We start from the raw sequence: 20380 nt of genomic DNA, 5'->3' as shown, positions 1-20380 counted from the left end.
TGCTTCGGCATCCGTCCGGTTTACGTCTTGCTGCCCGCGAGCTTTTCGGTCAGCTCGCCCAGTTGCTCCTGTGCCTTGCGATCGGCTGGATAGATTGCCAGGAACTGCTCCCAGGCCCTGAGCGCCAGCTCGTCCTTGCCGGCGGAGCCGAGGATTGCGGCCATGCCGGCGAGCGCGCCGAAATGCCGAGGCTCGAGCGACAGGACATGATTGATGTCCGACATCGACTTGCGATAGTTACCCATCGTGTAGTGCAGGGTCGCGCGGCGGTTCCAGCCTTCGACGTAGCTCGGGGCCAGCGTGATCACCTGGTCGAGGATATCGAGGGCTGCCGCCGGCTTATTGTCGGTGATGGACTTGTCGGCCCACTGCATCAGCAGGTTGACCGTCGCGCTGCCGGAATCCTGCCATTCCAGGCGGATCTGGTTGGCGAGTTCGCGCGCCTTGTCGGCGTCCCGTTCCTTCTTGAGGTCGGAGAACAGGGCGTCGAGGCGTTGCTTTGGGGTGGTGAGGCTGGCGGCCTCGGTTTCCGGTGCCGTCTCTGCGGCGAAAGTCAGGGTGCCGGCTCCAACTGAGGCGGCGAGAAGGGCGGAACACGCCAGAATCAAGGGTACAAAAACTCGCATGGCGAGCATGTTAGCTCGCCACGGAATAAGATCAAAATCAATTTTGGGACATCGCCGAAGCGAGACGCCAAACAGAAACCAGTCTGGGCCTCAGCCCTGACGTGCCTTGAAGCGCGGGTTCTGCTTATTGATGATGTAGATACGGCCCTTGCGACGAACCAGACGGTTTTCGCGATGGCGGGTCTTCAGCGACTTGAGCGAATTCTTGATCTTCATTTTCCTGATCCGCAGGTTTCGGGGAAACAAAATTCGCCCGGTATTTCTAACAATCAAAAGCGCGCCATTCAGCGCGCTCCATAAGGTGGGATGGCAAATACCGTGTCACCCCTGTTGTGTCAACCGCAAGACACCGGATTTTGGCGCCTTGCCCCGCATTTCTGTGGCTTTGAGGCTCACGTCAAGCGGGTGATGTGACCCATCTTGCGGCCCGGTCGGGCTTGCGTCTTGCCGTAGAGATGGACGAAAACGTTGTCCTTGGCAAGCCAGGCCGGCACATCGTCGATGTCGTCGCCGATCAGGTTCTGCATCACGCAGTCGGAGTGGCGAACGGGATTGCCGAGCGGCAGGCCGGCCACGGCGCGAATGTGCTGCTCGAATTGCGAGACGATGCAGGCCGCCTCCGTCCAGTGGCCGGAATTATGCACGCGCGGCGCCATTTCATTGGCGACGAGGCTACCGTCGGCAAGCACGAAGAACTCCACACCGATGACGCCGACATAGCCGAGCGCATCGAGGATCGCCTTGGCCGCAGTGCGCGCGGTCTCGGCGGTGGCAGGGCCAATGGCCGCGGGTACGGTGGATGTATGCAGGATGCCGTTGCGGTGAACGTTCTCCGCCGGATCGTAACAGGCGACGGCGCCATCTACCGAGCGGGCAGCGATGATGGAGATTTCGCGCTCGAACGGCACGAAGCTTTCGAGGATCAGCGGCACGGAGCCGAGCGCCGCGAAGGCGCCTTGCGGGCTGTCCTGCCCGGAGCGGAACACGCGTTGTCCCTTGCCATCATAGCCGAGGCGGCGGGTCTTCAGGACGCCGGAACCGCCGAAATCGGCAAGTGCCGCCTCAAGATCGGCCTGGCTGTCGACCGCATGGAAGCGGGCGGTGACGATGCCGCTGTCGTTGAGGAAGCGTTTTTCGACCAGGCGGTCCTGGGCGGCTTCCAGTGCCTTCGGCGGCGGGAAGACAGGCCGGGCACGGGCGAGCCTCTCGGCGGCCGCAACCGGCACATTCTCGAATTCGTAGGTGACGATGTCGCAGGCGGCCGCCAGCGCATCGAGCGCGCGTTCATCGTCATAGGCGGCAACGATCTGTTCGTTTGCCACCTGCGCTGCCGGACAGTCGGGCTGCGGCTCGAGGATGATGGCGCGGAAGTTCAGCCGTGCAGCAGACATGGCCAGCATGCGGCCGAGCTGGCCGCCGCCAATGATGCCAATGGTTGTCATGCGTCGTCCACCGGATACTCGGCGACGGCGACGGTCTGCTGCTCGCGCCAGTCGTCGAGACGGTCGGCAAGGTCGTTGTCGCTGAGCGCCAGTACGGCTGCGGCGAGTAGTGCCGCGTTGACCGCGCCGGCGCGTCCGATCGCCAGCGTTCCGACGGGAATGCCGGCCGGCATCTGGACGATCGACAGCAGGCTGTCCTGCCCGGACAGTGCCTTCGATTGCACCGGCACGCCGAAGACCGGCAACGGCGTCATCGAGGCGCACATGCCCGGCAGATGGGCGGCACCGCCGGCACCGGCGATGATGACCTTGAAGCCTTCGTCGCGCGCGCCCTTGGCGAAGCTTACCAGCCGATCAGGTGTGCGGTGTGCAGAAACGATGCGAGCCTCATAGGCAATGTCGAGCGCGTCGAGCGTATCGGCGGCGTTCTTCATCGTCTCCCAGTCGGACTGGCTTCCCATGATGATGGCGACGGGTGGGGTAGTGGTGTCGAGCACGTCTTTAAAGTTCCGCTTCAGGCGATGATGTCGGGGATGATCTGGTCTTCGAGCTTGGTGATCTTGTCCTTGATGACCAGCTTCTTCTTCTTCATGCGCTGAATTCTCAGCGCATCGCAGCCGGTCTGAATCATGGCGTTGATGGCAGCATCATAATCTTCATGTTCCTGCCTCAGCCGCGCGGCGGTCAATCTGAGTTCGGCCTGGTCCTGGTCCGGCATGCAAAGCGATCCCCATCAGCCCGGTTGCGAAGTCCTCCTCGAACCGGAATTTCATGCGCCGCTCTATCACATCTTGGGCGGTAACGGGAAGTTATCCGTCGTCATCATTTCGCCTTCGACAAATGAAAAATGGCATGGCACAGTAGTAAGGTTACAACCATGGAACATCCGGCATTTACCAGCCGGATGCAAGCAAAAGGAAGGGACTGCCAATGACCATTGAGGCTCATCTTGCAACGCTTGAGAAAAAACATGGCGCACTGGAGCAGGAGCTCCATGCAGCAATGAACCAGCCGTCCATCGAGGACGAAATGATCAGCGACATCAAGCGAAGGAAGCTGCGCATCAGGGACGAAATCGAAAGGCTTCGCTCCTCGACTCACTGATTATAAACGGTATTTCCCAGTAACAACGGGAGGTGTCCTCTCCGCGGAGACGACGCAACAAGGTTCACAACCAATCCCCTCAACGGAAGATACGGATCGCTCGACCGGGTTTGAGACCCGGTCGATTTGTGTCAGGCCGCGGTTACGCTCCCGTCCGGTCATCAGGCCCAGAATTGATCCAACCACAGGTTGAGCCTGTCGAAGCCAGGGCGGTTGATCGCATATATCCGCCGCGTACCGTTGGCCGAAACCGAAACCAGATTGCAGTCGAGCAGGGCCTTCAGGTGCTGTGATACCGCGGGCCGGCTGATCGGCAATCCTTCGGCCAGTTCGTTGACCGTTTTCGGCGCGCGCCGCAGTTCCTCCAGCAGGTAACGCCGGTTGGGATCCGCGATGGCATCGAAAGGGTCCGCAATGGTCATGACCGGACGTTAAGCGAAATCACCGCGGGCGGCAAGAAATTTGTGCGCTGCGGCATTTTCGTTTTGCATTGCAATATGATCGATCGCTTGGATGCAGTCAGGCGCCGGCCAGCAGGCTGTTGAGGCTGTCCCACAGCAGCTTCAGCCCGGCGATGAAAGCCATGCTATACATGAAGGGATAGAAGATCTGCGGCTTCATGCGGCGAACGATGAAGGCGCCGCAGACGGTGGCAACGATCGCCAGCGGAAACAGTGTCGCAGAGATCTTGAGATTGCTCATGTCGAGCTGGCCGAGCGCGAAATAGGGGATGAGCTTGACGGCATTGAGGATGGCGAAGAAGCGCACGATCGTGCCGGTGTATTCGCGCGGATCGAGCTGAAGCGGCAGGGCGTAGATCTGAAAAGGCGGGCCGCCGGCGTGGGCGACAAAGCTGCCATAGCCGGCAAACGAGCCCCAGAGCGTTGCGGGGCCAGCCCGTTGCTGCTTGGGCGTGATCGTTATTCCGTTGCGCATGCGCCAGACATTGTAGACATAACGCAGGACGAACAGCACGGTGATGAGGCCGATGATCAGGCGCAGATAGTCGCGCGAGACATAGGCCGACGTCGCCCAGCCGATGAGAATGCCGGCGATGGCGCCGGGCAGGAGCATGAACAGGGTTTTGCGATCGCCGTGCTTGCGCCACATCCAGAGCGAGACGAGGTCCATCGCGATCAGGATCGGTAAGAGCAGCGCGGCCGCCTGAACCGGCGAGACGGCCATCGACAGGATCGGCACGCCCATCAACGAAAGGGCCTCGCCCATACCGCCCTTGCTGAGGCCAACGAGAAGAACCGCCGGGATGGCGACGAGATAGAAGTCCAGGTCGGGAAGCATCGGTGGCGGTTGATCCTTTTGACGTCTCCGTCTATCGGTTTTCCCAAACGAAATCGAGCGCTGGTTTCCGTCGACATGCGGGCACAGCTAGAAATGGATGTCATGAGCAAGACAATAGAACGCTGCCGCCTGGTGCTGATTGCGCCGGATATCGCTGATCCCGCGGATCGCGCCAAGGTGCTTGCCGACGCCTTGAAGGGCGGCGACGTCGCTTCGGTGATCGTGCCGCAATATGGCCTCGATGACGCCGAGTTCCAGAAACACGCCGAGCGCCTCGTGCCGATCATCCAGGAGGCTGGAGCCGCTGCGCTGATCGAGGGCGATTCCCGGGTCGCCGGACGCGCCAGGGCCGACGGCCTGCATATTTCCGGCAATGCCGAAGCACTTGGCGAGGCGGTCGAGAAGCACACGCCGAAGCTTATCGTCGGCGGCGGCAACGCGGCCGACCGCCATCACGCGCTTCAAATCGGCGAAGTGCGTCCGGACTACGTGTTCTTCGGCAAGACGGACGGCGACATCAAGCCGGATGCGCATCCGAAGAACCTGGCGCTCGCCGAATGGTGGGCCTCGATGATCGAGATTCCCTGCATCGTCATGGGCGGCACGGATCCGCAGTCCGCATTGGCGGCGGCCGAGACCGGCGCCGAATTCGTGGCGCTTCGCCTGGCCGTCTTCGGCGAGCCCGAGCAGGCGCCGTCGGTGGTCGCCGCCGTCAACGCGCTTCTTGACGAAAAAGCGCCACGGTTTGAAGCTTAAGACGTGTCGATGTTGAACCGCCTGTCTTCAAAGCTCAGTTGGGGCGTTGCCCTCCTTGCCGCCACCGCCGCCGTGGCGACGCCGGTGCGTGCGCAGGAAAAGCCGGCTCCAGTGCAGGAGCTGGGCGTCAACGCCGATGATAGTGGCGCTGCAAAGCGCGGCCGCATCACCCCCTTCAATGGCGCAGCGATGCCTGAAGAAGGCACGGGCAAGCCTGTGGCCAAGCCGGCTGACCCGGCGGACAAGAAGAAGGCTGGTGATGGCACGGTGCCTTCGCAGGGCGTCAATGTCTTTGACCGCATGGGCGCCGAACTGCCGGCACTACCTGCGGAAAAGCCATTCGCCGGCAAGGTCGACGACGCCTACGGCGCTTTCCAGCGCGGCTATTATCTGACGGCGATGGATCTCGCACTTCCGCGCGCGCAGCTCGGCGATCCTGCCGCGCAAACGCTTGTTGCCGAAATCCTGCAGCAGGGCCTCGGCGTGGTGCGCAATGCCAAGCAGGCGGCGTTCTGGTACGGACAGGCGGCTGAAAACGGCGACCCGGCCGCCATGTTCAAATACGCGCTGATCCTGATGGAAGGGCGCTACGTCAAGCGCGACCGCAAGAAGTCCGAAGAACTGATGAAGAAGGCGGCCGATCTCGGCAATGGGTCGGCCCAGTTCAACTATGGCCAGACGCTCGTGGCCGACAGCCCCGGACCGAAGGGTCTGAAGGCCGCTATGCCCTACTACGAAAAATCGGCCGAGCAGGGGATCGCCGACGCGCAATATGCGCTGTCGCAGATCTATCTCAACGTCGATGGCATTGACGAAGGCAAGCGGGCGCGGGCCAGGGAATGGCTGCTTCGGGCGGCCCATGCTGGTTACGACACGGCGCAGCTCGACATCGCCATCTGGATGATCGAAGGCATTGCCGGCGATCGCAACCTGGAGGACGGTTTCGGCTGGATGAAGCGGGCGGCGGAAGGCGGCAATGTCGTGGCGCAGAACCGGCTGTCCCATCTCTATGTCAACGCCATCGGCACCCGGCCCAATCCGGTCGAGGCGGCGAAGTGGTATGTGCTGTCGCGCCGCGCCGGCCTCAAGGACGATGCGCTGGAAGACTTCTACCTCGGTCTCAACGAGCAGCAGCAGAAGGCGGCACTCAGCGCAGCCAACAAGTTCCGCTCGAGCTGACCGGGATTCCACTGCATGTTTCCTTAAATCCTATTCGATTTAAGGATAAAAACATGCAGCAAAAATCAAAGTGCTACAGCGACCTTTGCGCGTCTAATAAGACGCGCGGCGCTGTAGGCGCCTGAATCTCGGCTGTTCGGCCGAGCCAGGCGCTATTTCTCTTGAACTTCCGGGGTTTTTGTGGTCTTGAAGCCCCGGTTTTTGCCCCTGGCGCCATGGTTTTCCGGCACGTCCCGGGCGGAGTGATCTTCACTCGGTTTTTTGACGATGGAACTCGATGACAGGCCTTGCCCGATCGGCAGGTGCTATCCCCGTGTTCCGTCACACAGGTTCAATGTCCGATCGAGAAGGCTCGATCGGCCTTCGCTTCACAAGGATCGCCAGATGGCCCGTTCAGCTCTCCTCAATGTCATGGTTCAGGCCGCCTTCAAGGCCGGCAAGTCGCTGGCGCGCGATTTCGGTGAAGTCCAGAACCTGCAGGTCTCGCTCAAGGGACCGGGCGACTACGTGTCCCAGGCCGACCGCAAGGCCGAAAAGCTCATCCGCGAAGAACTGCTGAAGGCGCGTCCGACCTATGGCTTCCTCGGCGAGGAAGGCGAGGAGATCATCGGCACCGATGGCGCCCATCGCTGGATCGTCGATCCGCTCGACGGCACCACCAATTTTCTGCACGGCATTCCACATTTTGCTGTCTCGATCGCGCTTGAGCGCCAGGGCGAGATCGTCGGCGCTGTCGTGTTCAACCCGGCAACCGACGAACTGTATACCGCCGAGCGTGGCGGCGGCGCTTTCCTCAATGACCGTCGCCTGCGCGTCGCTGCGCGCAAGGCCTTGTCGGATGCGGTGATCGCCACCGGCACGCCGCATCTCGGTCGTGGCAATCACGGCAAATACCTGATCGAACTGCGCCACGTGATGGGCGAAGTCGCCGGCATCCGCCGCATGGGCTCGGCGGCACTCGATCTCGCCTATGTTGCAGCCGGCCGTTTCGACGGCTACTGGGAGCGCGACCTGGCCGCCTGGGACATTGCGGCCGGCGTGCTTCTGATCCGCGAAGCCGGTGGCTGGTCGACGGATATCGATGGCGGCGCCAAGCCGGTCAACGAGGGTTCGATCGTTTGCGGCAACGAATACATCACCAAGGCGCTGCGCGACGTCGTTCACCGTCCGATCCCGTCGAAATAATCGACGGCCCGTCCGTTTCCTGCTTGCCAAGCCTCCGGCGCTCCATGTGTCGGAGGCTTTTTGTTTTTTCCTTCAATTCGGCGCAAAGCTCCACTACAGCGCCACACGTTAAACAGGACGCGCGATGGATGCTGCAGCGCGTTAACTTGCTGCATAACTTTCTCTTAAATCGATTCCGATTTGAGGAATTATGCAGTAGGCTCCGACGCGTCGCGGCACCGTTCCGCCAAATGCAACCGGGAGAATGGTATACCCATGACGAAACTGCATCTGTCCGGGTGGGACGGTCGGGAAGGGGTGGAAGCAGACTACAATCCGCATAAGCTTTCGAGCCCCATGCATTTTTTCTGGACCATGGTGATTTTCCTGATCATCGTCGGTTTCGTCGGCGCGATCCTCTTTCGGCAGGCACACAATGCCTTCCTCGCCAATCCCGGCCTGAACGGCCTGATCCTCGGGGTGCTGCTGATCGGCATCCTGCTGGCGTTCAACCATGTGCTCGGGCTTCGTCCAGAGGTGCGCTGGTTCAATTCTTTCCGCGCCGCCGGCAGCGCCGACAAGGTCGGGCGGGATCCGGTCCTGCTGTCGCCGATGCGCGCGCTGATCGGTGGCCGCCAGACGGCGATCTCGACGACGGCGCTGCGGTCGATCCTGGATTCGATTGCAACACGGCTGGATGAATCGCGCGACACGACGCGGTATCTGACCGGTCTGCTCGTCTTCCTCGGCCTGCTCGGCACCTTCTGGGGTCTGCTCGGCACGATCGGCTCCATCAACACCGTCATCCAGTCACTGGATGCCGGTTCCGGCAGCACCGAGGACGTGCTGGGCGCTCTCAAGAACGGCCTGTCGGCGCCGCTGACCGGCATGGGAACGGCGTTCTCGACGTCGCTCTTCGGCCTTTCCGGTTCGCTGATCCTCGGCTTTCTCGATCTGCAGGCGGGTCGGGCGCAGAACCGGTTCTATACCGAGCTTGAAAACTGGCTCTCCTCCGTCACCGATGTCGGATCGGAACTCTCGATTGCCGGCGACCTGTCGACCGGCGCGCCTGTTGAGGAGCTGAAGCGCCTGACGGACCAGCTCGTCCGCCTCAACCATGAAGGCGGTTCCAACCAGCGCACGACGGCGGCGATGGCGAGCCTGGCTGAAGGTATTCAGGGTCTGGTCAAGAACATGCGCGGCGAGCAGCAGATGCTGCGCGACTGGATAGAGGCGCAGCAGGAAGAGGCGAAGGCGATGCGCAAGACGCTGGACAAGCTGACGACGCGCATCGGCCACTCCGAGCGCATTTCAGTGAACAGCGAGAAGTCCGGATCGCAGGCCAAGCTCAGCCATGCGGACGATACCGGAGGGGAATGACCCATGGCGCTTGCCCGAAAAGGCCGTTCACAGCGCACGATCGACTACTGGCCCGGTTTCGTCGACGCATTGTCGACCCTGCTCCTGTCGATCATGTTCCTGCTCAGCGTCTTCGTGCTGGCGCAGTTCCTGCTCAGCCGCGAAATCAGCGGCAAGGACGAGGTTCTGACCCGGCTGAACAGCCAGATCAACGAGCTGACGCAGCTGCTGGCGCTGGAGAAAAGTGGCAAGCAGGATCTGGAGGATTCGCTCGCCAATCTCCAGGCCTCCCTCTCCCAGTCGGAAGGCGAGCGCTCTCGCCTGAAAGCCTTGCTTGACCAGGGCGCCGGCAGCACGGATGCCGCCAACGAGAAGCTGGGGCGTGTCGGTGCCGAGCTTGACGCCGAACGCCAGACCAGCGCCCGTGCCATGAGCCAGATCGAGCTTCTCAACCAGCAGATCGCGGCGCTGCGCAGCCAGATCGCGGCGATCGAAGAGGCCTTGCAGGCGTCGGAAGCCAAGGACCAGTCTTCGCAGACGAAGATCGCCGATCTCGGTCGCCGACTGAATGTCGCGCTGGCGCAGCGGGTGCAGGAACTAAACCGCTATCGTTCCGATTTCTTCGGACGGCTGCGCGAAATCCTGTCCGATCGCGAAAACATCCGCATCGTCGGCGACCGCTTCGTCTTCCAGTCGGAAGTGCTTTTCCCCTCCGGCGGCAACGAACTCAATCCTGAGGGCCAGACTGAAATGGCCAAGCTCGCCTCGGCGCTGCTCGACCTTGCCAAGGAAATTCCGGCGGAGATCAACTGGGTGCTGCGCGTCGACGGGCACACGGACAATGTACAGCTTTCAGGCACCGGCCGTTTTGCCGACAACTGGGAGCTTTCGTCCGCCCGTGCCACATCCGTCGTCAAGTTCCTGATCTCCAAGGGCGTGCCGGCCGACAGGCTGGTCGCCGCCGGTTTCGGCGAGTATCAGCCGATCGCCGAGGGCGAGAGCGTCGAAGCGCGGTCGCAGAACCGTCGTATCGAGCTGAAGCTGACCGAGAAATAGGCTCAAGGATAGCCCTCGGTCCGACGCCCTTGAATTGACCTTGACGTGCGCGTAACACTTGCATCCACAACATGCAGGGGGAAGCTTGCATCTTGGCGGATGCAGGGGAGGGCGCCGTTAATGGATTGCGATGTACTGGTCGTCGGTGCTGGGCTTGCCGGTCTTGTGGCCGCGTCTGAGGCAGCAGCGCTTGGCCGCAAGGTGATCGTTCTCGATCAGGAGGGGGAGCAGAACCTCGGCGGTCAGGCCTTCTGGTCGCTAGGCGGTCTCTTTTTCGTCGACAGTCCCGAGCAGCGGCGCATGGGTATCAAGGACAGTCGCCAGCTCGCCCGCCAGGACTGGATGGGCTCGTCGCAATTCGATCGTCCCGAGGACCACTGGCCGCGATTGTGGGCCGATGCCTATCTCGATTTCGCTGCCGGCGAGAAGCGCAGCTGGCTGCATTCGCTCGGCATGCGCTGGTTCCCCGTCGTCGGCTGGGCCGAGCGCGGTGGCGGCCTTGCGCATGGGCATGGCAATTCTGTTCCGCGCTTCCACGTCACCTGGGGCACCGGCCCGGCTGTTATCGAGCCGTTCGTGCGGCTGACGCGCGAGGCGGAAAGCCGCGGCCTCGTGCGTTTTCGCTTCCGCCACCGCGTCGACGAACTGGTGACGACGGATGGGGCGGTCACCGGCGCGCGCGGTTCGGTGCTCAAGGCCGATCCGGTCGGCCGCGGCCAGCGCAGCTCGCGTGATGTCGCCGGTGATTTCGAGATTTCGGCGGGCGCGGTGATCGTGACATCGGGCGGCATCGGCGGCAACCATGAGCTGGTACGGCGCAACTGGCCACGCAAGCGGCTGGGCCAGCCGCCGGCGACGATGGTCTGCGGCGTGCCGCATCATGTCGATGGCCGCATGCTGGAGATTGTCGGCCGCGCCCGCGGCTCGGTCATCAATTCCGATCGCATGTGGCATTACACCGAAGGCCTGAAGAATTTCGATCCGATCTGGCCGGATCACGGCATCCGCATCCTGCCCGGTCCGTCGTCCTTCTGGTGCGATGCTGACGGCAATCGCTTTTCAGCACCCGCCATGCCCGGCTTCGATACGCTCGGCACCTTGCAGGCCATCCGCCACAGCGGCCACGACTACAGCTGGTTCATCCTGACGCGGGCGATTATCAAGAAGGAATTTGCCCTTTCCGGTTCCGAACAGAACCCTGATCTGACCGGCAAGAGCATCTCGCTCCTGCTCAAGCGGCTGGGCAAGAACCCGCCCGGACCGGTGCAGGCCTTCATGGATAGGGGAGAAGATTTCATCGTTCGCGACCGGCTCGACGATCTCGTGCCGGCGATGAATGCGCTGACGGCTGAGAACCGCCTGTCGGTCGATCACCTGCTCGAGCAGATCGAGGCGCGTGACCGCGAGATCACCAATCCCTTCTCGAAGGATGCGCAGGTGACGGCGATCCGCGGGGCACGGTCCTACCGCGGTGACCGGCTGCTGCGTACCGCCAAACCGCACCGCCTGCTCGACCCCAAGGCCGGGCCGCTGATTGCCGTCAGGCTGCATATCCTGACGCGCAAGACGCTCGGCGGCCTGCAGACCAACCTGGCCGGCCAGGTGCTGGAGCAGTCGGGCGAACCGGTGCCGGGCCTTTACGCTGCAGGTGAAGTCGCAGGCTTCGGCGGCGGCGGCATGCATGGCTACAACGCGCTGGAAGGCACGTTTCTCGGCGGCTGCATCTATTCCGGCCGTGTCGCCGGGAGGCATGCGGGTGCGGTCTAAGCGGGCTGAATCGGCTATCGTTGTCCGCGTGTCGGGCCCCTCACCCTAGCCCTCTCCCCGCAAGCGGGGAGAGGGGACGCATAGCGTTTCCGGTCCGGTGCTTGTTGAGGTCAAGTCCTGCGCCAGCGTGCCACATATCCCTTCTCCCCGCAGGCGGGGAGAAGGTGGCGGCAGCCGGATGAGGGGCCGATCCGGCAGATGGGGTCAAGTAACTCCGATCAATCCATCTGGATGTTGGCGTCGCGAACGACAGGGGTCCATTTTGCGAGCTCGGCCTTCACATGCGCGGCAAGCTCCTGCGGCGTCGAGCCGACGATGGTTGCGCTGAATTCCTTCATCCGCTCGACCACGGCCGGATCCGCAAGCGCTTTGTTGGCGGCTTCGTTCAGGCGGGCGACAACTGGCTCGGGCGTGTTGGCCGGTGCAAACAGCGCGTTCCAGGTATAGGTTTCGTAGCCCGGAATGCCTGCCTCCGCGACCGTCGGAACGTCGGGGAAGGATGGCGCGCGTTCGGCGGTCGTTACCGCAAGCGCCCGCAAGGTGCCGGCCTTGATGTGGCTGGAGGAGGACGGCAGGTTGTCGAACATGATCGGCACCTGGTTGCCGATGACGTCGTTGAGCGCCGGTCCGGCGCCCTTGTAGGGGATATGCTGCATGTTGACGCCGGCCATCTTCTTGAAGAGCTCGCCGGAGAGGTGCAGCGGCGTGCCATTGCCGGAAGAAGCGTAGGCATATTCATCGGGCTTGGCCTTGAGCAGTGCCAGAAGCTCCTCGACGGTCTTGGCCGGCAGCTCCGGATTGACCACCAGCACGTTCGGAACGACGACCAGAAGCGAGATCGGAGCGAAGTCCTTTTCCGGGTCATAGGGCTTGGTCTTGAGGATCAGCGGGTTGAGGGCGTGCGTCGCCACCGTGCCCATGAGGATCGTATAGCCGTCCGGGTCGGCGCGCGCGACATTGTCGGCACCGAGGTTGCCACCGGCGCCGGCGACATTCTGGACGATGACCTGCTGGCCGAGATCCTCCGACATCTTCTGCGCCACGATCCGCGCGACCACGTCGGTCGAGCCGCCGGCGGCAAAGGGAACGACAAGGGTGATTGCGCGATCCGGAAAGTCCTGGGCATTCGCCTGGATGCCGGAGCCGAGAACGGTGAGTGCGGTGAAGCCGAGGGCAAGCGCCGCCCGGCGGGTCAACTTCGAAAATGTCATTAGGTTCCTCCCTGAACAATCCACATCGGTCGTGGCGGCCGAAAAAAGCCGGCACCTATAGAATAGGGTCCGGCTTTCCAGCTGCAATGGCATGCCGGACATGCCGGCATGCGACTATGGTAGTGGTCGTCTTACTTCCCAGCGTTCAGGAACAGCTCCTGGGCTCCGTGGTTGAACTGCAAACGGGCCAGCTTGGCATAGAGCCCGTCCTGCCGGATCAGCGAGGCATGGGTTCCCTCTTCGACGATCCGGCCGTGTTCCATCACGAGGATGCGGTCGGCCTTCAAGACGGTTGCGAGCCGGTGGGCGATGACAACAGTCGTGCGTTCATGCAGCAAGCCCTCGAGCGCCTTCTGCACCAGTGTCTCGCTTTCGGCGTCGAGCGCCGAGGTCGCCTCGTCGAGCAAAAGGATCGGCGCGTTGCGCAGGATGGCGCGGGCAATGGCGATGCGCTGGCGCTGGCCGCCCGAGAGCGTGATGCCACGCTCGCCGACAAGCGTGTCGTAGCCCTTCTCCATCCGGCCGATGAATTCGTCGGCCTGAGCGGCGACGGCAGCGGCGCGCACGGCTTCACGGCTTGCACCCGGCAGGCCGAAGGCAATGTTGTCGTGGACGGAGGAGGCGAAGATGGTGACGTCCTGCGGCACGATCGCCAGGCGGTCGCGCAGATCCTTCGGGTCCACGGTGCGGATATCGACGCCATCGACCGTGATGGCACCCTTTGCCGGATCGTAGAACCGCAGCAGCATCGAAAAGACGGTGCTCTTGCCCGCGCCGGATGGGCCGACAATGGCGACGGTTTCACCCGGTTTGATCGCAAAGCTCAGGCCGTTCAGGCTCTTGTAATCAGGGCGCGCGGGGTAGGCGAAATAGACTTCGTCGAAGCTGATGGCGCCGAGCGCCGGCGCCGGCATGGCGACGGGGTTTGCGGGCGCCTCGATTTCCGGGACTTCGGTCAAGAGCTCGTTCAACCGCTCCGCGGCACCGGCTGCCTGCGAGAGCTCGCCCCAGACCTCCGATAGCGAGCCGAGGCTGCCGGCGGCGAAGACCGAATAAAGCAGGAACTGGCTGAGGGTTCCGGCCGAGAGATTGCCCGCCAGCACGTCGCGCGCGCCGAACCACAGGACGGCGACAACGCTACCGAACACCATGGTGATGGCGAAGGCCGTCAGCACCGAGCGGGCCTTGATGGCCGCGCGTGCCGCGCCGAAGGCATCCTCGACGGCGTTGCCGAAGCGGTTGTTGGCGATGTCCTCGCTGTTGAAGGCCTGAACGGTGCGGGAGGCGGCGATCGCCTCGCCGGCATAGGCCGATGCCATCGCCAGGGTGTCCTGTGCCTCGCGCGAGCGGCGGCGGACGGAGCGGCCGAAGCCGACCAGCGGGAAGACGATCACCGGGATTGCCGCCAGCACCAGGCTCGACAGCTTCGGGCTGGTATAAACCATCATGCCGATGGCGCCGAGACACAGGATCAGGTTGCGAAGTGCTACCGATGCCGTCGCGCCGACGGCGGACTTCAGCTGCGTGGTATCGGCGGTCAGCCGCGAGACGATCTCGCCCGACTGGTTCACGTCGAAGAACGACGCGGAAAGGCGGGTGACGTGCTGGAAGACGTTGCGCCGGAGATCGGCGACAATGCGCTCGCCAAGGGTGATGACGAAATAGTAGCGGGCCGCACTGGCCAAAGCCAGGATGATGGCGAGCATCATCAGCATCGAGAAATAGGTATTGATGAAGCCGCTGTCGGAATTGGAGAAGCCGTTGTCGACCATGCGCCTGACGGCGAGCGGCAGCGTCAGCGTCGTCACCGCAGCGATAACGAGCGAAATCCCGGCGCCGATGACCAGATGGCGGTAGCGCTTGAGGTAGGGCAGCAGCGTGGCGAGAGGGCGAATGGATTTACGCGCTGGTGACTGGTTTGCTCGTTCGGACACATGACCCCCGTTCGCCAATCACGGAGGGGGCGGGTTTGCCCATGAGTCTTCCGCGCGGCACTTGTTATCCCGCGGACCTTGATGTATAGGCACGGCATCGAATTGGGAAGCCGTGGCCCATCAGCCGGTCCGCGGCTTCATTTACGTGTTCGGTCTCGAAGTCGCAATGCCTTGCGACAATTGGACCCTGGAACTCTAGGAAGATCGTTATGAAGGCAGACATCCATCCCGACTATCACCTGATCAAGGTGGTCATGACTGACGGCACCGAATACGAAACCCGCTCGACCTGGGGTTCGGCAGGCGCCACCATGAACCTGGAAATCGACCCGAAGTCGCACCCGGCTTGGACGGGCGGCAACCAGCAGCTCATGGACCGCGGCGGCCGCGTCTCCAAGTTCAAGAAGCGTTTCGAAGGCCTCGGCCTCTAATCGCACGCTCTCTTGGCGCGTTTTCGAAGCCCGGCTCTGCCGGGCTTTTTGTTGTGCGGATTTCCGTCCCGACTTAAGGCCGATCTTTGATGATTGAGATCGTGCGAGCCGGCTCAAGCCGCGCATGAAAAAACCCGGCTCAAGGCCGGGTTCGTTTCGTTGGCAGCGAACTGCCGAATATTTTGAAATCAGTTGGTGCCGAAGGCCGTCTGCAAGAGCTTGATCTGCGCCTTGACGCCGTTCTGGTTATCAGGAACGAAGGTCGAGGCTTCCTGCGGACGGTAGATCTCGCGATCGAGCAAGGCGACGCGGTTCTGCAGGCGCAGCGAGCGCTCGATGAGGTCGCGGAATGCTTCCGGCAGCTCACTCCAGCCGGGCGCGCTGCGGTCGACGTTGAAGCTGTCGAGGCGAACCTTGCTCTTTTCCGACAGCACCTGGTCGCGGCTCATCTCACCGTTGTTGACAGCGCGTTGAAGCAGGAGCCAGGATGCCATCTGCATGAGACGCGTGGTCAGACGCATGGATTCTGCTGCATAGAGGACCGATGCCATGCGCGGGAGGACCTTGGAGGCAAGGCGACCGGGGCCGTCGAGATAGCTCGCGGTTTCTTCGACCAGACCCATGCCTTCCGAATAGAGCGCCTTGAACTGCGCCGACGCCGCCGCGTGTCCCGCGAAACTGACGGTATTCAATCCTCTTTCGGACATGACCTGTTTTCCCTGGTTCAAACGCATCACGACAGTCGGGTAACGGGCGGTTTTGGGAAAAGTTTCCTTGCCGCCTCTATGCCTGAAGAATGATGCCATAGCGCATTTCGCGCAAGAGCATTCTTAAGAAAGGGTTAATCTCCACAATTCTTTGCAGCGACATATATCAAAACAAAAAAAGAGCCGCGGAAAGCGGCTCTCAAGGTAAAACAGGGAGAAAAATCAGACCCATTCGCCAGTCGGAGAAATTGTCTGAGTCCGGAAAGCTCCGGATAAACAGACAATCGCAGAGAATGCTTAATATACCGTTAAGAAAGCGCCGTTTCGGGCCGTTTGTCCTTGTGCGATCGTCAGCGGAACAGGCCCTCGGCCGCAGATCGGCTTGCGGATTTGCGCTCGCGCTCCGACTCGAGCCGGGCGATTTCCTCCTTCAGCAGCGCGATGCGCTGTGTGAGCTCGTCGACGGACAGCAGCGACAGGTCGCTGCCGATCTCATGCGCCAGCTTCTTCTTGGGTTGGTCTTCGTCAAACAGGCCCATTCGACTTCTCCTCCTGTTCGGGGTTGATATCGCCGTCGTCGTCATCATGTGTTTCATCGAACGGTGCTGCGCGCGGCGAGAGCTGCAGGCTCTCGGGCGTCATTGCCGTTCCGGCATTGATCGGCGAGAAGGCATCGCGCTCGGCGACGGGAACCGGCGCGCGCATGCGGCTGCGGATGATGGCGTAGGCGGTGATGAGGATGTGGGCGCAGGCGGTGATCATGAACAGCCCGTAGGGGCCGGTCGCAGTCATCACCGGGCCGCCGATGGTCGGGCCGATAATGGTGCCGATGCCGTAGAGCAGCAGCAATCCGCCGGAAACCTTAACGAAATCCTCGGCTGTCGCAAAGTCGTTGGCATGCGAAACGGCGATCGGGTAGAGCGCGTTGGCGGCTGCGCCATAGATCGCAATCAGGGTGAGCACGATCCAGACCTGGCTTGGTTCGACTAGGAAGATCAGGAGCCCCGCCAGCGCACCGACACCGGCAAGGGCGGCAAGCACGTAGCGTCGATCGATGCGATCGGACAGGCGCCCGGCCGGCAGTTGCATCACCGCGCCGGCAAAGATCGCCACGCTCATCATCGCCGCGACAGTGCTGTCGGAGAGGCCCGCCTGGCGGCCGAAGACGGCGCCGAGCGTGCCGAAAGCGCCGTTGGCGATGCCGACGAGCAGGATGCCGAGGAACGAGACCGGGGAATTGCGATAGAGCCCGCGCAGGTCGAGCTGGACCTGCTTCAGCGGCTGCGGCGAGGCGGCCTTCGAGAGCAGGGTCGGCAGCATAGCGACGCAATAGAGAATACCGCAGATCATGAAGAGGGTGCTGGTGGAGGTATCGCCGAACGGGATCATCATCTGGCCGCCGACGACGCCGAAGAGCGTGATGGCGATATAGAGGGAAAAGATGACGCCGCGGCTCTCATTGGTGGCGCGCTCGTTGAGCCAGCTTTCGATGATCATCGAGGTGCCGGCAGTGGAAAAACCGGTCAGCGCACGCAGGATCAGCCACCAGGTCGGGTCGATCAGGATGCCGGTCATCAACGCGACGATGGCAATCATTGAGGTAAAGACGCTGAAGGCGCGCACATGGCCGATGCGCTTGACGACATTAGGTGCAAAGAAGCAGCCAAGCACGAAGCCGGCCGCCCAGGACGTGCCGATCAGGCCAAGGATGGTGGTGGGATAGCCCTCGGCCGTGCCTCTGACCGGCAAAAGCAGGCCCTGCAGGCCGTTGCCCAGGAAGAGAAACAGCGTGCCCAGCAGGAGCGAGGCGACGGGGAGCAGGTTTTTTCTCATCATCCATCCGAAAATCGTTCTGCCGTCAGCAAGTTAGGGCGGTGTGCCCGGAATTGCCAGCCGGATTCTGTCCGGCCGGTCATTGCAAATCGGCGGCGGAAACAATAGCCCTCTAATGCATCATCCCAAGAATCGATATCGAATTTCGGGATCATAAGCAGTTGCGCGTGCTGACGGCCTGCGCTGCTACGACGACAAGGTGACGGCGGCGTGACAGTTCCGCCGAGTTGCGGGAATTTACCCGGGGATAGGCTGGATATGTCGAAGGCGCTGGCGCTCATTCTGCTTCTGGCGATGGCCATCCAGCTGATCTGGCCGATCGGCCTGCCCGGTCTGAGGCAGCGTCGCGATTTCTGGAAGATCGCAGTGTTTGCGATCGTCATGATGATGATCACGGTTCTCATTCGACCGTGATACGGCGAACGAAGTAATCCCATAGTGTTAGGATGGTGGTTTCCTTGGAAACTTCGCCATCTGGCCTAGTGTGTTATCCGGTTCTTCGGTCATTCGTCGTACCCAGAAAAGTGCGCAGGACAGATGATGAAGAACGCGCTAGATTGTATACTTCACCCAGGAGATGAAATCGGGGGTTACTTGGAACGCCGCCTTGCTGCCATCCTTGCTGCCGATGTCGTGGGCTACAGCCGCCTCATAGGCGCTGATGAGACCGGCACGCTGGCCGCCATGAAGCGGCACAAGAACGAGCTGGTCGATCCCAAGGTCAGCCGACACAAGGGTCGGATTGTCAAACTGACCGGCGACGGCATTCTGGTCGAGTTCGCGAGTGTCGTGAACGCGGTTGCTTGTGCCGTCGACATTCAGCGCGGCATGCTTATCCGCAACGAAGACGTGCCGCAGTTGAAGCGTATCGAACTGCGCATCGGCGTGCATCTGGGCGACGTGATCGTCGAGGACGGCGATATCTTCGGCGACGGCGTCAATGTCGCAGCCCGGCTCGAAGGCCTGGCCGAGCCCTCCGGCATTGCCGTCTCCGCCTCCGTTCGCGACCATGTCGGCTCGAGGCTGGATGTCGGCTTCGTCGACAAGGGACAGCACGCGCTGAAGAACATCGCAGCGGGTGTGCATGTCTATTCGGTGGCGCTGGGGGCGCCGACCAAGATCGCCAAGGTGTTGAATGGGTCCCATACGGTAACGGTGGACGATGGTTACGGGCTTTCCGTCGCCGTGCTGCCCTTCACCAATATGAGCCATGACCCGGAGCAGGAATATTTCTCCGACGGCATCACTGAAGACATCATCACCGACCTGTCGAAGATCTCGCAGTTGCACGTGGTCGCCCGCAACACGGTCTTTACCTACAAGGGACGGTCTGTCCGGGTCAAAACCGTGGCGCAGGAACTGGGCGTTCGGTTCATCCTCGAAGGCAGTGTGCGCAAGGCCGGCGCGCGGGTGCGCATCACCGGGCAGCTGATCGATGCGCTGACAGGCACGCATCTTTGGGCCGACCGCTACGACCGCGATCTCACCGATATCTTCGCCATCCAGGACGAGATCACTCACGCCATCGTCGACCAATTGCGCATCAAGCTGTTGCCTGAGGAGAAGAAGGCGATCGAGAGCGATCCGACGACGAGCGTCGAGGCCTACACTTACTATCTACGCGGGCGGCGATTCTCGCACGCCTGGACCCGTTACTATCTGCTGCTCGCCCGGCGGATGTTCCTGAAGGCCGTCGAGCTCGACCCGAATTTTGCCCGCGCCTATGCCGGCATCGCCGATTGCGAATCCGCTCTTCGCGACTGGCACGAGCACGAATTCCCGCTCGAGAGCATTCTGAGCACGAGCGAGCGGGCGCTGGCGCTCGATCCGAACCTGGCGGAAGCGCACGCTTCCCGGGGATTGGTCCTGCACCAGGACGGGCAAAGCGAAGAGGCCGTTGCCGAGTTTGAGCGCGCCTTGACGCTTGATCCGCAGCTCTACGAGGCAAACTTTCACTATGGCCGCTTTCTCTTCATGCGCGGCGAGTTCGAGACGGCGATCCAGTTCTTCAAGCGGGCCGCGGAAATCAGCCCGGATGACTATCTCTCGCCGATCCACCTGATGAGCGCCTACAAGTCGCTGGGCCAGGAAACCGAGCGGGGACACTGGGCGAAGATTGGTATTTCCCGGGCCGAGCGGGCGCTGGAGCTGCATCCGGAGAATTCCGGTCCGGCCCATCGCGGCGCCCTGGCGCTGGCCCATATGGGCGAAGCAGAGCGCGCGCGTGAATGGGCGGCGTGCGCGATCGCCATCGATCCGGATGATGTTGTTGCGCGCTACAACACGGCCTGCGTCCATTCGATCCTCGGCGATGTCGACACGGCGCTCGACATGCTCGAGAGCCTGTTGCCGCAAAGTTCCTGTTACCAGCTGCTTTGGTTCAAGCAGGACTCCGACCTGGACGCCGTTCGCCACCATGTGCGTTTCGAGGCGTTGGTGGCAGCGATCGCCCAGTGCGAGGCAGCAAAGCACTGACCACCTGAAATCAGTGCGCCCGGTAGGACCCGACCGG

The 20380-nt window shown here is 62.2% G+C and carries 22 protein-coding genes; 10 read left to right on the top strand and 12 right to left on the bottom strand.

Annotation, left to right across the window (positions count from 1 at the left end):
- Positions 1-20 precede the first annotated feature (20 nt).
- The 5 genes from J3R84_RS15020 to J3R84_RS15000 form a co-directional block, all read right to left on the bottom strand.
- On the bottom strand, positions 21-635 hold the full coding sequence (locus J3R84_RS15020; protein WP_025424788.1) for a tetratricopeptide repeat protein: 615 nt from the start codon (positions 633-635) through the stop codon (positions 21-23).
- An 81-nt stretch (positions 636-716) separates the two neighbouring features.
- Positions 717-842, bottom strand: coding sequence for a type B 50S ribosomal protein L36 (gene ykgO, locus J3R84_RS15015; RefSeq protein WP_025424787.1), 126 nt, complete (start codon positions 840-842; stop codon positions 717-719).
- 176 nt (positions 843-1018) lie between these two features.
- A complete protein-coding gene (locus J3R84_RS15010) occupies positions 1019-2068 on the bottom strand; it encodes a 5-(carboxyamino)imidazole ribonucleotide synthase (protein ID WP_025424786.1) in 1050 nt (349 codons plus the stop codon).
- Positions 2065-2529, bottom strand: coding sequence for a 5-(carboxyamino)imidazole ribonucleotide mutase (gene purE / locus J3R84_RS15005; RefSeq protein ID WP_038576471.1), 465 nt, complete (start codon positions 2527-2529; stop codon positions 2065-2067). The genes J3R84_RS15010 and purE overlap by 4 nt, the downstream gene beginning before the upstream one ends.
- A gap of 53 nt (positions 2530-2582) precedes the next feature.
- Positions 2583-2786: a YdcH family protein gene (locus tag J3R84_RS15000; RefSeq protein ID WP_025424784.1), complete on the bottom strand. Its 204-nt coding sequence runs from the start codon at positions 2784-2786 to the stop codon at positions 2583-2585.
- A 212-nt stretch (positions 2787-2998) separates the two neighbouring features.
- Between J3R84_RS15000 and J3R84_RS14995 the strand changes: the two genes are divergently transcribed.
- The gene (locus J3R84_RS14995; RefSeq protein ID WP_038575691.1) at positions 2999-3172 is read left to right on the top strand and encodes a YdcH family protein; all 174 of its coding nucleotides are present in this window, start codon (positions 2999-3001) and stop codon (positions 3170-3172) included.
- A gap of 161 nt (positions 3173-3333) precedes the next feature.
- On the opposite strand, the gene J3R84_RS14990 is transcribed toward J3R84_RS14995, so the two are convergent.
- Both J3R84_RS14990 and J3R84_RS14985 read right to left on the bottom strand, forming a co-directional pair.
- A complete protein-coding gene (locus J3R84_RS14990; RefSeq protein WP_025424783.1) occupies positions 3334-3594 on the bottom strand; it encodes an ArsR/SmtB family transcription factor in 261 nt (86 codons plus the stop codon).
- Between the two features lie 97 nt (positions 3595-3691).
- Positions 3692-4471: a sulfite exporter TauE/SafE family protein gene (locus J3R84_RS14985; protein ID WP_025424782.1), complete on the bottom strand. Its 780-nt coding sequence runs from the start codon at positions 4469-4471 to the stop codon at positions 3692-3694.
- A 102-nt stretch (positions 4472-4573) separates the two neighbouring features.
- Between J3R84_RS14985 and J3R84_RS14980 the strand changes: the two genes are divergently transcribed.
- The 6 genes from J3R84_RS14980 to J3R84_RS14955 all read left to right on the top strand — a co-directional run bounded on the left by J3R84_RS14980 (position 4574) and on the right by J3R84_RS14955 (position 11752).
- Positions 4574-5227, top strand: a complete 654-nt coding sequence (locus tag J3R84_RS14980) for a thiamine phosphate synthase (protein WP_025424781.1) — start codon at positions 4574-4576, stop codon at positions 5225-5227.
- A gap of 9 nt (positions 5228-5236) precedes the next feature.
- Positions 5237-6406, top strand: a complete 1170-nt coding sequence (locus tag J3R84_RS14975) for a tetratricopeptide repeat protein (RefSeq protein WP_025424780.1) — start codon at positions 5237-5239, stop codon at positions 6404-6406.
- Between the two features lie 384 nt (positions 6407-6790).
- A complete protein-coding gene (locus J3R84_RS14970; RefSeq protein ID WP_025424779.1) occupies positions 6791-7591 on the top strand; it encodes an inositol monophosphatase family protein in 801 nt (266 codons plus the stop codon).
- Positions 7592-7846: 255 nt separating this feature from the next.
- Positions 7847-8950, top strand: a complete 1104-nt coding sequence (locus tag J3R84_RS14965; protein ID WP_025424778.1) for a MotA/TolQ/ExbB proton channel family protein — start codon at positions 7847-7849, stop codon at positions 8948-8950.
- Between the two features lie 3 nt (positions 8951-8953).
- Entirely contained in the window at positions 8954-9985 is a 1032-nt protein-coding gene (locus J3R84_RS14960; RefSeq protein WP_057205664.1) for a peptidoglycan -binding protein, read from the top strand.
- Between the two features lie 120 nt (positions 9986-10105).
- Positions 10106-11752, top strand: coding sequence for an FAD-binding dehydrogenase (locus J3R84_RS14955; RefSeq protein WP_025424776.1), 1647 nt, complete (start codon positions 10106-10108; stop codon positions 11750-11752).
- A 218-nt stretch (positions 11753-11970) separates the two neighbouring features.
- Here J3R84_RS14955 and J3R84_RS14950 read toward each other — a convergent pair whose 3' ends face one another.
- Both J3R84_RS14950 and J3R84_RS14945 read right to left on the bottom strand, forming a co-directional pair.
- Complete coding sequence (locus J3R84_RS14950) at positions 11971-12963, bottom strand: Bug family tripartite tricarboxylate transporter substrate binding protein (RefSeq protein WP_025424775.1); 993 nt, start codon at positions 12961-12963, stop codon at positions 11971-11973.
- 131 nt (positions 12964-13094) lie between these two features.
- A complete protein-coding gene (locus J3R84_RS14945; protein WP_038575689.1) occupies positions 13095-14897 on the bottom strand; it encodes an ABC transporter transmembrane domain-containing protein in 1803 nt (600 codons plus the stop codon).
- Positions 14898-15106: 209 nt separating this feature from the next.
- Between J3R84_RS14945 and rpmE the strand changes: the two genes are divergently transcribed.
- On the top strand, positions 15107-15328 hold the full coding sequence (rpmE, locus tag J3R84_RS14940) for a 50S ribosomal protein L31 (protein ID WP_025424773.1): 222 nt from the start codon (positions 15107-15109) through the stop codon (positions 15326-15328).
- Between the two features lie 188 nt (positions 15329-15516).
- On the opposite strand, the gene rcdA is transcribed toward rpmE, so the two are convergent.
- The 3 genes from rcdA to J3R84_RS14925 all read right to left on the bottom strand — a co-directional run bounded on the left by rcdA (position 15517) and on the right by J3R84_RS14925 (position 17868).
- On the bottom strand, positions 15517-16035 hold the full coding sequence (gene rcdA / locus J3R84_RS14935; protein WP_025424772.1) for a protease adaptor protein RcdA: 519 nt from the start codon (positions 16033-16035) through the stop codon (positions 15517-15519).
- A 350-nt stretch (positions 16036-16385) separates the two neighbouring features.
- A complete protein-coding gene (locus J3R84_RS14930) occupies positions 16386-16574 on the bottom strand; it encodes a DUF1192 domain-containing protein (RefSeq protein WP_025424771.1) in 189 nt (62 codons plus the stop codon).
- Positions 16561-17868 (bottom strand): MFS transporter, encoded by a 1308-nt coding sequence (locus J3R84_RS14925; protein WP_203528343.1) that lies wholly within the window; start codon positions 17866-17868, stop codon positions 16561-16563. The genes J3R84_RS14930 and J3R84_RS14925 overlap by 14 nt, the downstream gene beginning before the upstream one ends.
- A 258-nt stretch (positions 17869-18126) precedes the next feature.
- Here J3R84_RS14925 and J3R84_RS14920 point away from each other — a divergent pair, with 258 nt between their 5' ends.
- On the top strand, positions 18127-18282 hold the full coding sequence (locus J3R84_RS14920) for a hypothetical protein (protein WP_107027707.1): 156 nt from the start codon (positions 18127-18129) through the stop codon (positions 18280-18282).
- Between the two features lie 126 nt (positions 18283-18408).
- Positions 18409-20343 (top strand): TPR end-of-group domain-containing protein, encoded by a 1935-nt coding sequence (locus tag J3R84_RS14915; RefSeq protein WP_128090377.1) that lies wholly within the window; start codon positions 18409-18411, stop codon positions 20341-20343.
- The last annotated feature ends 37 nt before the right edge of the window (positions 20344-20380 follow it).

It is taken from the genome of Ensifer canadensis, assembly GCF_017488845.2.
Lineage (GTDB): Bacteria > Pseudomonadota > Alphaproteobacteria > Rhizobiales > Rhizobiaceae > Ensifer > Ensifer canadensis.
The sequence above is the reverse complement of the archived record's forward strand: the minus strand, read 5'-3'. Positions and strand labels throughout refer to the sequence as shown.